The sequence below is a fragment of the Mesobacillus jeotgali genome, assembly GCF_031759225.1.
Classification (GTDB): Bacteria; Bacillota; Bacilli; order Bacillales; family Cytobacillaceae; genus Mesobacillus; species Mesobacillus jeotgali_B.
Map to the genome: position 1 here is coordinate 326649 of NZ_CP134494.1, position 12346 is coordinate 338994.

Here is a 12346-nt window from a genome sequence, read left to right on the forward strand (position 1 = left end):
GGGTGCGTGATATGAAGGTTCTTGTGGTTGGCAAAGGCGGACGGGAGCATGCGATTTGCCGGAAGGTCAGCGAAAGTCCGCTTGTGTCAGAGGTATTTGTAGCTCCGGGCAACCCGGGTATGGAAGGTTGTGCAAGACTGATCGGCATCAATGAAACGGATTTGGATGGACTTGTATCTTTTGCAAAGGAGGAGCAAATCGGGCTGACGATCATCGGTCCTGAGGTTCCTCTGCTTGAGGGTCTGGCAGATCGTTTCATCGAAGAAGGGCTAAAGGTATTCGGTCCTTCCAAAGCTGCTGCATTCATCGAAGGCAGCAAATCGTTCGCGAAGGACCTGATGAAAAAATACGGCATTCCTACAGCTGCATACGAAACATTCACTGATTATGCTGAGGCCCGTGATTATCTCGGCCAGGTCGGAGCGCCGATTGTCATCAAGGCGGACGGACTGGCGGCCGGCAAGGGCGTTGTCGTGGCGATGACAGTAAAGGAAGCAGAATTGGCTTTGCAGGAAATGTTGCTGAACAGCAAATTCGGCGAGGCATCTGCCAGCGTGGTGATGGAGCAATTTTTAACAGGAGAAGAGTTTTCGCTGATGGCGTTTGTGAACGGCGGCAATGTGATTCCTCTTGAAATCGCCCAGGACCATAAGCGAGCCTTCGACGGCGATAGGGGACCGAATACAGGCGGCATGGGTGCCTATTCCCCTGTGCCTCACATCCGACAGGCTTCAATTGATGTTGCAGTGGAGCAAATCCTTCAGCCGGCAGCGATCGCGATGGAGATGGAAGGCCGAAGCTTCACGGGAATTCTGTATGCAGGGCTGATCGAGACCGAAGAAGGCCCTAAGGTGATTGAGTTCAATGCGCGCTTCGGAGATCCGGAAACGCAGGTTATTTTGCCAAGGATGAAATCTGATCTGGTCGAAGTAATGTTAGAAGTGCTGGAAGGAAATAAGCCAAAGATTGAATGGCATGAGGAAGCAATGGTCGGCGTAGTCGTCGCGGCCAATGGCTATCCAGAAGAATATGAAAAAGGCGCTGTATTGAAGGGCATCGAAAATATGTCGCAGGTGTTTCATGCGGGCACAGCGAAAAACAGTGATGGAGAGTTTGTGACCAATGGCGGCAGAGTGCTGCTCGTGGGTGCAAAAGCGGCATCGTTAAAAGAAGCACAGCAAAAGGTATATGCTGAGCTTGAAAAACTGGACTGCCCGGAAACCTTTTACCGAAGGGACATTGGCAGCAGGGCTATCGGGCACGTCTCTTGTTAGAGCCTTTCATATAAACGAGCAAAAGGGCAATGATGCTTCCAACCAATGCGATCCAGACGAAGCTGACGTCCATGATATATTCCCAGAACATAGTATCATCTCCTTTTTAGTAAGCCCCCAGAGTTTGGGGGCTTTTGTGTTAGGGTAATGTCGAGGCTGGACAAGGCATCTTGTGCCTTTCAGGTCAGCTTGGGTTATAAGGAATCCAGCCTTCAGAATCCCCGTTCTCCCCGTTCTCCGCGTTCCGGTCCTCCATCATGTCCTGGCCTTTTTCATACGCAGCTGTCAGCGGACAGTAGCGGACAATTCCTTCGCCGACTTTCATTGCGCCCATCATTGCCATGAAGATATAGGAATCCTTCCATGGACGTTTTACCATTTTTGATGTCGACCATGCCAGGATTGTCAGACCAGCTGTAATCCTGATGAGTGCGTTGATTATTCCGATATTCGGACGTACATTCATTTACTCATCGCTCCTTTACTCCATTTTTACAATTAATTTGAAATTCTTTAATGCGTTAAACAGTGAAATATGTTACGATAGTACAATAATGTAAGGGCTTACACTTACTTCTTTTAACATAGAGAAAAGGGGAACATGGTATGGAACAACGTTATCGATGGAAAAACAAACAATTGCGCGACCATGCTGCTGTTTTGGACGGCACCCTTTCACCGACGGTCTTATTGAAGAATGCGACATATTTGAACCAGACATTCCGCAAGTGGATGACTGCGAACATTTGGATTTACAATGACAGGATTGTGTATGTTGGTGAAAACCTGCCTGAAAATACAAAGCAATGTGAAATAGTGGATTGCACCGGAATGAAACTGGTGCCGGGCTACATTGAACCTCATGCCCATCCATTTCAACTTTATAATCCCCATTCTTTCGCTGCCTATGCATCGCAGACGGGGACGACGACACTGATCAATGACAATATGGTACTGGCTTTACAATTAGGTAAAAAGAAAGCGTTTTCTTTTATCAATGAGCTGAATGACAATCCAGTCACGATGTACTGGTGGTGCCGTTTTGATGCGCAGACCGAAATCCAGCACGAGGAGGAAGTTTTCTCGAACAGTAATGTGAGGGCATGGCTTGAGCATGAGAATGTCGTCCAGGGCGGGGAGCTGACGTGCTGGCCGAAGCTGATGAATGGCGACGACATGATCCTTCATTGGATGCAGGAAACGAAGCGCCATCACAAGAAGATCGAGGGGCATTTCCCAGGTGCATCGGAAAAGACGCTGGCAAAAATGATGCTGTTCGGCGCCGATTGTGACCATGAGGCGATGACTGGCGAGGAAGTTCGCAGAAGGCTGTTGCAGGGATACATGGTGTCTTTAAGGCATTCGTCGATCAGACCGGATTTGCCGAAGCTGCTCGATGAGATCCATGAACTGGATATCGCGGTGTACGACCGTTTTATGATGACAACGGACGGAGCATCTACTGCCTTTTATGAAAATGGCGTCATCGATGAATTGATCCGTATTGCGATTGAAAAAGGCGTTCCCGTAATTGATGCCTACAATATGGCGACGATTAACGTGGCGCGTTATTATAATTTCGAGCATCTTCACGGCAATATTGCGACAGGCCGGGTGGCGAACATCAATATTTTAAGTGATGAAATGAACCCGACACCTGTGTCCGTGCTGGCAAAAGGACAGTGGGTGAAGCGTGATGGTGAAGCAATCGATGCAGCTAAAGAGTTGGACTGGAATCAAATGGGTTTCGAGCCGCTTAGTATCGATTGGGACCTGACGGTGGACGACCTTCAATTCTCGATGCCTTTCGGGATCAAGATGGAGAATTCGGTCATTACGAAGCCGTATTCCATTTCGATTGATGTCTCTGATGAAGAGCTGTCCTCGAACCATGATGAGTGCTTTTTCATGCTGATCGACCGTCAGGGAAAATGGCGCATCAATACGATGCTGAAAGGGTTTGCCACTGATTTGCAGGGGCTGGCAAGCTCGTTCTCCAATACTGGCGACATCATTCTGATTGGCAAAAGCAAGCCCGATATGATTGCTGCTTTTAACCGGATGAAGGAGCTTGGCGGTGGCATTGTTGCCTGTGAAAACAGCGTGCCTGTCAAGGAAATTCCATTAAGGCTTCAGGGCATCATGTCGAGTCATCCTGTGACGGAACTGATGGCGGAGGAGAAGAAGCTTCTTGGCTATTTAAAGGAGAAAGGCTATAAATTCGCCGATCCGATTTATTCACTACTATTCTTCAGTTCAACGCATTTACCTTATATCCGGATCACGCAGGAGGGTATCTATGATGTGATGAAAAAAACGATACTCTTTCCAACGATAATGCGTTAAAATATAACAGTGCATCTAGACATAGACAGCCATGAAGGAACTTGGAGTTCAAGGGGTGGCGAAAATGAGAAAAAAATGGATCGCTGTGCTGGCGGCCGCCATTGTGCTTACGGCCGGATGCAGCAGTAAAGAGACAGAGAAAAAAGAAGCAACAGAACATAAAGAAAAAGAAATAGAAGTAGATGAGGTTTCTGCACCGGAGGAGCTTCCATATCAATTCCCGCTGACAGGGGTGGGTACTGCTGAAGAGAGCACTGACAGGGCGGTGGCCGTGGTGGTCAATAACCATCCAAAGGCACGGCCTCAATCTGGTCTTCATAAAGCGGATGTCGTCCACGAGGTTCTCGCGGAAGGAGATGTGACAAGGTTCGTTGCGATTTTTCAAAGTGAGCAGCCAGAAAAAATAGGACCGGTCCGCAGTGCGAGGGAATACTTCATCGACCTGGCATCCGGGTTTGACAGCTTTTTCATCGCCCATGGCTACAGCCCTGAAGCGAAGGATATGCTTGAACGCGGAATGATCGATAACATCAACGGAATGCAATATGATGGAACATTGTTCAAACGGGCCGATTTCCGTAAAGCGCCTCATAATTCTTATATCACCTATAAGAACATTGTAAAGGGGGCAGAAACGAGAGGCTACGCACTTGATGAAGCACCGGCTCCTGCAGTATTCTTGAGCAGTGAGGAAGCTGAAGGTCTTGAAGGTACTCCAGCCGAGGAGTTCATGGTGAAGTACGGTTCGCCGTCGTTCGATTTAATCTACGAGTACAACGCAGATGAGCAAAAGTACCACCGTTTTAACGGCAGTGAAGAAAGTGTTGATTTGGAATCCAAGGATCCTGTTCTGCTCGACAACATCCTTGTCGTGCAAATGGATCATCGTGTAGTCGATGATGCTGGGCGCAGGGTGATTGATATGGAATCTGGCGGCAAGGGTTATCTGTTCCAAAAAGGCAAAGTGAATGAGATACAATGGAAAAATGAAGCTGGCAGGATCGTCCCCTATAAGGATGGAGCAAGAGCTGGTTTCGTTCCCGGGAAAACATGGATCAACATTGTCCCATCAATCAGCGATGTCTCATTCGACTCTCAACAATAACAAATTTGAGCGAAATAAGGGGTAAACTATATGCAAATTGATAAACTTAGAGGAAAAGAGCTCGATCAACTATTCAAGGCGATTCTATCGCTGAAAGATCTCGATGAGGCATACCGCTTCTTCGACGATCTGGCGACAGTGAACGAAATTCAGTCACTAGCACAGCGCCTTGAAGTTGCCCGCATGCTTCGTGAGGGCAAGACTTATCATAAAATCGAGACAGAAACAGGCGCGAGCACGGCAACGATTTCCCGTGTCAAACGCTGCCTGAACTATGGAAACGATGCGTACGAAATGGCGCTAGAAAGATTGAAAGAACAGGAAAACGCTGAGAAAGCGAAATAGTTTTAGATGAGGACGGAACCGGATGTGGTTCCGTTCTTTTTTGTGGCGTGAGATAACTGGGAAAAAACACGGATAATTTCCAATTCGCTATAAAAATGAAAAAGTCGCTATATAAATGGAGAAGTCGCTATATAAATGAAAATTTCGCTATATAAATCAGATTATCGCAATATTAATAATTTCTTCGCTATTGATAAAGATGAGCGCTAAAAAGTTCACTCTAGAATCTGCATTCGCGGACCGTTTCGATTGAATTACCCAAAACTGCTCGTATAAGATTGCCAATCCAGCAAAAAACTAATGAAAAATACGGGTAAGGGGTTAATTATGGAATCGTTGAAGCCAATTCAGTTTGATACAAGCAAGGTAAGTCCAAAAGAAAAGTTCACCTCAGTGGAAATGGCAAAGCTTTGGGCAACATATATGGGCAATAGCCTTTCGCAGAAGATTATCAGTCACTTCCTTCAGCATGTGGAGGATGAAGAGATTAAAACGCTGCTTGAGAATGCGAAGGGGCTTACCGAGGATTTTATGGAGAAAATCAAATTTTTTATGGAAAATGAAAATTTCCCTGTGCCTCAGGGGTATACGGATCAGGACTTAAATTCAGCAGCACCGCGTTTATTTGAGGATGAGTTCTATGTCCATTACTTGAAGTATGCTGCAAAGGCGGGGCTGAGCATCTATGCCATTGCCCTTCCGTTAGTGATGAGGCTGGATATCAGGGAGTTTTTTATTCATTGCGGCATGATGACGACGGAACTCCTGGCCCAGATCAACGGCCTCTTGATGGACAAAGGTTTTATTATCAAACCGCCTGTCCTTCCGAATCCGGAAAAAATCGATTTCGTCGAAAACAAGAGTTATCTGGATGGGTTTGGTCATAATCTCCGGCCGCTTCATGCCCTCGAGGTGACTCATCTGTATGACAACATTGAAAACAATGTTACCAGCAAAGCGTTGTTAATCGGTTTTAGCCAGGTGGCAAGAACGCAGCAGGTGCGTGATTTTTTCATCAAAGGAATCGAAATGACTGATAAAATGGTGGAGCAGTTCAAGGCAAAGCTTCATAAGGAAAATCTGCCGTCACCTGCCTTATTGGATCATTTGGTGACCAATTCAACGGTTTCCCCTTATTCCGATAAATTGATGCTTAGCCATAAAGCGGACATGTTCGCCATGAAGATCAGATCGATGGGAAACTCAATGGCGGTCAACGGTCGGAAGGATATCGGCCTGTTATATGGAAAAGCCCTGATGAATGTCGCCTTATTTGCAGAGGATGCCGCGGAAATCCTGATCAGGCATGGGTGGCTGGAGCAGCCGCCACATGCCGCAGACAGGGGAAAACTTGCGTCAGAATAGAATACAGAAGCCTGCAGATGCAGGCTTTTTTGCATTCGAGGTTGTTGTATCTGAATAGTCACATTCAACAATCTGCGCAAAAGGTAATTGGAAAAAAACAATGATATTTTCCAGTTCGCCAATAAAACTGAAGAATCGCCAATAAAAAATGAAAATCGCCAATAAAATTTGATTTTCGCCAAAAAAAATCGAAAAACGAAGTTAGTATAAAAAAGCGACCCCGGCGGGCAGTCTGGCATCCTTGTTTCTTGGAAGTCTCGCAGTCTATCTTGGCGAAAAGGAGTTCATCAGCTTCTTCGGGCTTGACCCTATTTATCTGGCACTGATTGTCAGCGGAATCAGCTTCTATGTTTTTTCACGATTATTCACCGAGCAATACGAGCACCGTGATTTATGATTTTTCACCAAAAGCGTTCCACCATACGGGACGCTTTTTTCTACATATATAGATATATTTCTCACTTAGATAAGTGTCCAGCTCCAGCGCCTAGCCAGTTTTCATCCCTGATTATGCTCCTCGAGTATCTTGCGAGAAGCGTTAGCTTTGAGCAGCTCGAGTCGCTTCGGTCCGCCCAATGAAGTCAAAGAACGACTTCACCAGTCGACCCTCCAGCGCTTGTCGGGGCTGACTAAGGCGCTTGCGCTTTTCTCACATGTTTCCTTTTTTATATATACACAACAAATGCTATAATGGTGGAATGGATAGATAGAATGGGGGCAATTCAGGGATGTACGATGTTCGCGAGTGGAGACATGTGTTCAAACTCGATCCAAATAAAGAGATAACTGATGAAGAATTAGATAGAATTTGCGAATCTGGAACAGACGCGATCATGGTCGGGGGCACGGATGGAGTCACTCTTGAAGGAGTCCTTGATTTGATGTCCCGAGTACGTCGTTACACGGTTCCATGCATTCTTGAGGTTTCGACGATTGATTCGATCACGCCGGGATTCGACTTTTATTTTATCCCGACGGTGCTGAATAGCGGCAATCCGCAGTGGATCACAGGCCTGCACCATGAAGCGGTCAAGGAGTATGGCGACCTGATGGATTGGGATGAGCTGAAAATGGAAGGCTATTGCATCCTGAATCCTGATTGCAAGGCGGCAAAGCTGACTGACGCGAAGACCGAGCTTTCGATCGAGGATGTACGGGCATATGCGATGATGGCGGAGAAGATGTTCAACCTGCCGATTTTTTATTTGGAATACAGCGGGACATATGGGAATCCTGAATATGTGGAAGCAGCCAAAGGTGTGCTCGAAAACACGGTCCTCTTTTACGGCGGCGGGATCGAAACAGCAAAGCAGGCAGAAGAGATGTCCAGGCATGCCAATGTCATCGTGGTCGGGAATGTTGTGTACAGCAATCTTGACGAGGCATTGAAGACCGTAGCTGCTGTGAAAAAATAGATGATAGGACAAGTTGTTTGTTACATTGTTTTGAGATAAAATAAGAACAAATGTTTGTATGGTGGTGACGAGTGTGCAATTTTTAACGGATAAATTATTGAATGGCTTGAACCCGGAGCAGCAGAAGGCTGTCAGGACAGTGGATGGACCGCTGCTCTTAATGGCTGGCGCCGGCTCTGGTAAAACAAGAGTTTTAACACATAGAATTGCGTATTTAATGGTGGAAAAAGGGGTAAACCCTTATAACATCCTTGCGATTACGTTTACGAATAAAGCAGCGCGCGAGATGCGCGAGAGGATCCAGAAGATGATGGGCGGAGCGGCAGAGGATATCTGGATTTCAACTTTCCACTCGATGTGTGTGCGGATTTTGCGCAGGGACATCGACCGTCTCGGCTACAACCGAAACTTCACGATCCTTGATTCGACTGACCAGCAATCAGTCATCAAGTCGATTTTGAAGGACAAGAATATGGATCCGAAAAAATATGATCCTCGTGCGATTCTTGGAACGATCAGCTCGGCGAAGAATGAATTGATTACTCCTGAGGAATATGCGAAGACGGCGGGGGATTATTTTTCCCAGAAGGTCAGCGATGTGTATACGGAGTACCAGCGCAGGCTTCGCAAGAATAACGCGCTTGATTTCGATGACCTGATCATGACGACGATCACACTGTTCATCCGCGTGCCGGAAGTGCTGGAGTACTACCAGCGCAAATTCCAGTACATCCATGTCGATGAGTACCAGGATACGAACAGGGCACAATACATGCTGGTCAAATTGCTCGCGCAACGATTCCAGAACCTATGTGTTGTCGGTGATTCTGACCAGTCGATCTATCGCTGGCGCGGTGCGGATATCACGAACATCCTTTCATTTGAAAAGGACTACCCAAGGGCAAGTGTGATTTTGCTCGAGCAAAACTATCGCTCGACGAAAAAGATTTTGCTGGCTGCGAATATGGTCATCCAGAACAATATGAACCGCAAGCCGAAGAACCTTTGGACAGAAAACCCAGAGGGCAACAAAATCTTGTACTATCGCGCGGACAGTGAACAGGGCGAGGCTCAGTTCGTTATCGGCAAAATCCAGGAACAGGTTCGCAATGGCCGCAAGCTGTCTGATATCGCGATTCTCTATCGTACGAACGCCCAGTCACGTGTAATCGAGGAATCTTTCCTGAAGTCGAACATCGATTACTCGATTGTCGGCGGCATCAAGTTCTATGACAGAAAAGAAATCAAGGACATCCTTGCTTATCTTCGTTTGATTTCGAATCCTGATGATGACATCAGCTTGCAGAGGATCATCAATGTTCCGAAGCGCGCGATCGGTTCGACTTCGATTGATAAAATCGCCAACTTCGCAACCATGCATGATCTGTCGATGTTTCAGGCGCTGGAGACGATTGAAATGATCGGCCTCAGCCCGAAAGCGGAGAAGGCAGCGGCTGAATTCCGCAACCTGATCAGCAATTACACACACCAGCAGGAATACCTTTCTGTGACGGAGCTGGTGGAGGAAGTTCTCGATAAAACAGGCTACCGTGACATGCTTAAGGCGGAAAAATCGCTGGAATCACAGAGCAGACTTGAAAATATAGATGAGTTTTTAACCGTTACAAAGAGCTTTGAAGAAAGCAGTGAAGATAAAAGTCTTGTCGCGTTCCTGACGGATTTGGCGCTTGTCGCTGATATTGACCGTCTCGACGATGATGGCGAGCAAAAAACAGATTTCGTCACTTTAATGACATTGCACTCAGCGAAGGGACTTGAGTTCCCGGTTGTCTTCCTGATTGGAATGGAAGAAGGGGTATTCCCGCACAGCCGCTCATTGATGGAGGAGGATGAGATGGAGGAAGAACGCCGTCTTGCCTACGTGGGAATCACCCGTGCCGAGGAGGAGCTTTTCATTACGAATGCCCAGATGCGTACCCTTTTCGGCCGTACGAATATGAATCCGGAATCACGGTTCATTAAGGAAATACCAGCTGATTTGGTTGAAGACGCTGTTCCAAAAGTCAGAAGACCTGCACCAACAAGCGGAGGCAGACCAGCAGCTGGCGGTGGGAGACCAGGCACTTCAGCAAGACCGTCCATGCCAACTCGCGGAGCTGTTTCCCGTCCGGTCGCAGCTGCAAGCGGAGGCGAAGGCATCGATTGGAAGGTTGGCGACAAAGCTCAGCATGGCAAGTGGGGAACAGGAACCGTTGTCAGCGTAAAAGGGTCGGGAGAAGGCACAGAGCTTGATATTGCATTCCCAAGCCCAACCGGAATCAAACGATTGCTGGCCAAGTTTGCACCGATTACAAAGGCGTAATCAATCTACACATAAATTACTGTCTAGCTCCAGCGCCTAGCCCCTCAGAACAAAATGCGGCCAGCAACTGCCTACAAGCTGTCCGTTTTTAGCTGTCGCGGGTAACAAGGCGCTTGCGCTTTTCGTTTTCATTTCATTTATGAAAGGGCTGGATTTATGGATTTTCAAAGTGCTGAGAAAAAAGCCAAGGATTTGCAAAATCTGCTTAATCAATATAGTTATGAGTATCATGTTCTTGACCAGCCGTCGGTTCCGGATGCGGAATATGACAGGCTTTTGAGGGAACTGATTGAAATTGAGGAGCAATTCCCTGAACTGCAGACTCCTGACTCTCCTACACAGCGTGTCGGCGGCGAGATTTTAACGATGTTCAACAAGGTGCAGCATGCGATTCCGATGCTGAGCCTGGGAAATGCCTTCGATGAACAGGACCTGCGCGATTTTGACCGTCGTGTCCGCCAGGGTGTTGGCGACAATGTTTCCTATGTTTGTGAGTTGAAGATTGATGGTCTGGCGGTTTCGCTTATTTATGAAGACGGGCTGCTTGTCCGAGGTGCGACTCGCGGTGATGGAACGACAGGTGAGGATATTACGTCTAATCTGAAGACGATTCGTTCTTTGCCAATCCGGCTGAAAGATCAGGTTTCGCTTGAAGTGCGCGGTGAGGCGTTCATGCCGAAGAAATCATTCGAAGCATTGAATAAAGCAAGGAAAGAACGCGAAGAAGAACCATTTGCCAACCCTCGAAATGCAGCAGCTGGATCCCTTCGCCAGCTTGATCCTAAAATCGCGGCATCCAGGAATCTTGATGTGTTCCTATATGGAATCGCCAATGTCGGTGATACCGGCATTCGCGCACATAGCGAGGGACTGGATTATCTGGAAAAGCTCGGATTCAAAACCAATAAAGAACGACGTAAAGTCGACAGCATTGAAGGCGTCATTGACTATGTAAACGGCTGGGTAGAAAAGCGCCCGGACCTTCCGTATGATATTGATGGGATCGTCATCAAGGTGGATTCGCTGGACCAGCAGGCTGAGCTTGGGACCACTGCAAAAAGCCCTCGCTGGGCGATCGCCTATAAGTTCCCTGCCGAAGAAGTCGTAACGACTTTGAAGGAGATTGAACTGAGTGTTGGCCGGACAGGTGTCGTCACGCCGACTGCCATCCTTGAACCAGTACAGGTTGCTGGTACAACTGTTGGCCGTGCTTCCTTGCACAATGAGGACTTGATCCGCGAAAAAGACATCAAGATCGGTGACAAGGTCGTCATCAAAAAAGCCGGAGATATCATTCCGGAAGTGGTCAATGTCCTAGCAGAGCAGCGGACAGGAAGTGAAGTTGAGTTCCATATGCCTACTGAATGCCCTGAATGTGACAGCGAGCTTGTCAGGATTGAAGGTGAAGTTGCGCTTCGATGTATCAATCCGAAGTGTCCTGCACAAATCAGGGAAGGCCTGATCCACTTCGTTTCCCGCGATGCGATGAACATTGACGGACTCGGGGAGAGAGTGGTCAGCCAGCTTTTTGCACAAGAGTTGATCAAGGATGTAGCCGACATTTACAAGCTGACTCGCGAGCAGCTGCTTGCCCTCGAGCGAATGGGCGAGAAGTCTGTCAATAACTTGCTGTCAGCAATCGAAGCGACGAAGGATAATTCATTGGAAAAGCTATTGTTCGGACTCGGTATCCGTCTTGTTGGTGCAAAAGCCGCGAAGACACTGGCCCAGGAATTCGATACGATGGACAAACTGATGCAGGCATCAAAGGATGAATTGACAGCCATTAACGAAATCGGCGACAAAATGGCTGACTCGATTGTCACTTATTTTGAGAACGATGAAGTGAAGGAACTGGTTTCCGAGCTGAAGGCTGTTGGCGTCAATATGGAATACAAAGGACCTAAGAAGGTTACCGCGGAAGATTCGGATTCATTTTTTGCCGGTAAAACAATCGTGTTGACCGGGAAGCTCGAGCAAATGGGCCGAAACGAAGCAAAAGAAAAAATCGAGGCGCTTGGCGGGAATGTAGCCGGCAGCGTCAGCAAGAAGACAGATTTAGTCATTGCTGGTGAAGACGCAGGTTCGAAGCTGACAAAAGCCGAAAGCCTGGGGATTGAAGTGTGGAACGAGGAGAGAATGCTTGAAGAATTAAATAAATAAGAGGTGTACA

The 12346-nt window shown here is 47.4% G+C and carries 11 protein-coding genes; 9 read left to right on the forward strand and 2 right to left on the reverse strand.

The genetic code is table 11. From position 1 onward, the window contains the following. Nucleotides 1-11: 11 nt before the first annotated feature. Complete coding sequence (gene purD, locus RH061_RS01735) at nt 12-1274, forward strand: phosphoribosylamine--glycine ligase (RefSeq protein WP_311073473.1); 1263 nt, start codon at nt 12-14, stop codon at nt 1272-1274. On the opposite strand, the gene RH061_RS23065 is transcribed toward purD, so the two are convergent. After that, nucleotides 1252-1365 carry an EYxxD motif small membrane protein gene (locus RH061_RS23065; protein WP_396654847.1) on the reverse strand — a complete coding sequence of 38 codons (114 nt, stop codon included), beginning with the start codon at nt 1363-1365 and terminating at the stop codon, nt 1252-1254. The two genes, purD and RH061_RS23065, sit on opposite strands and share 23 nt — an antisense overlap. Nucleotides 1366-1458: 93 nt before the next feature. Beyond that, nucleotides 1459-1740, reverse strand: a complete 282-nt coding sequence (locus tag RH061_RS01740; protein ID WP_311073474.1) for a YgaP family membrane protein — start codon at nt 1738-1740, stop codon at nt 1459-1461. Nucleotides 1741-1880: 140 nt separating this feature from the next. Here RH061_RS01740 and RH061_RS01745 point away from each other — a divergent pair, with 140 nt between their 5' ends. The 8 genes from RH061_RS01745 to ligA all read left to right on the forward strand — a co-directional run bounded on the left by RH061_RS01745 (nt 1881) and on the right by ligA (nt 12336). Beyond that, a complete protein-coding gene (locus RH061_RS01745; protein ID WP_311073475.1) occupies nt 1881-3620 on the forward strand; it encodes an adenine deaminase C-terminal domain-containing protein in 1740 nt (579 codons plus the stop codon). Nucleotides 3621-3684: 64 nt separating this feature from the next. After that, nucleotides 3685-4725 (forward strand): DUF3048 domain-containing protein, encoded by a 1041-nt coding sequence (locus tag RH061_RS01750; protein ID WP_311073476.1) that lies wholly within the window; start codon nt 3685-3687, stop codon nt 4723-4725. Between the two features lie 30 nt (nt 4726-4755). Beyond that, on the forward strand, nt 4756-5070 hold the full coding sequence (locus RH061_RS01755; RefSeq protein ID WP_023626236.1) for a YerC/YecD family TrpR-related protein: 315 nt from the start codon (nt 4756-4758) through the stop codon (nt 5068-5070). Nucleotides 5071-5397: 327 nt separating this feature from the next. After that, the gene (locus RH061_RS01760) at nt 5398-6435 is read left to right on the forward strand and encodes a DUF3231 family protein (RefSeq protein ID WP_311073478.1); all 1038 of its coding nucleotides are present in this window, start codon (nt 5398-5400) and stop codon (nt 6433-6435) included. Nucleotides 6436-6676: 241 nt separating this feature from the next. Further along, nucleotides 6677-6832, forward strand: coding sequence for a hypothetical protein (locus tag RH061_RS01765; protein WP_311073479.1), 156 nt, complete (start codon nt 6677-6679; stop codon nt 6830-6832). 331 nt (nt 6833-7163) lie between these two features. Next, on the forward strand, nt 7164-7850 hold the full coding sequence (gene pcrB, locus RH061_RS01770) for a heptaprenylglyceryl phosphate synthase (RefSeq protein WP_311073480.1): 687 nt from the start codon (nt 7164-7166) through the stop codon (nt 7848-7850). Between the two features lie 73 nt (nt 7851-7923). After that, the gene (pcrA, locus tag RH061_RS01775) at nt 7924-10173 is read left to right on the forward strand and encodes a DNA helicase PcrA (RefSeq protein ID WP_311073481.1); all 2250 of its coding nucleotides are present in this window, start codon (nt 7924-7926) and stop codon (nt 10171-10173) included. A gap of 156 nt (nt 10174-10329) precedes the next feature. Next, the gene (ligA, locus tag RH061_RS01780; RefSeq protein WP_311073483.1) at nt 10330-12336 is read left to right on the forward strand and encodes an NAD-dependent DNA ligase LigA; all 2007 of its coding nucleotides are present in this window, start codon (nt 10330-10332) and stop codon (nt 12334-12336) included. Nucleotides 12337-12346: the final 10 nt, after the last annotated feature.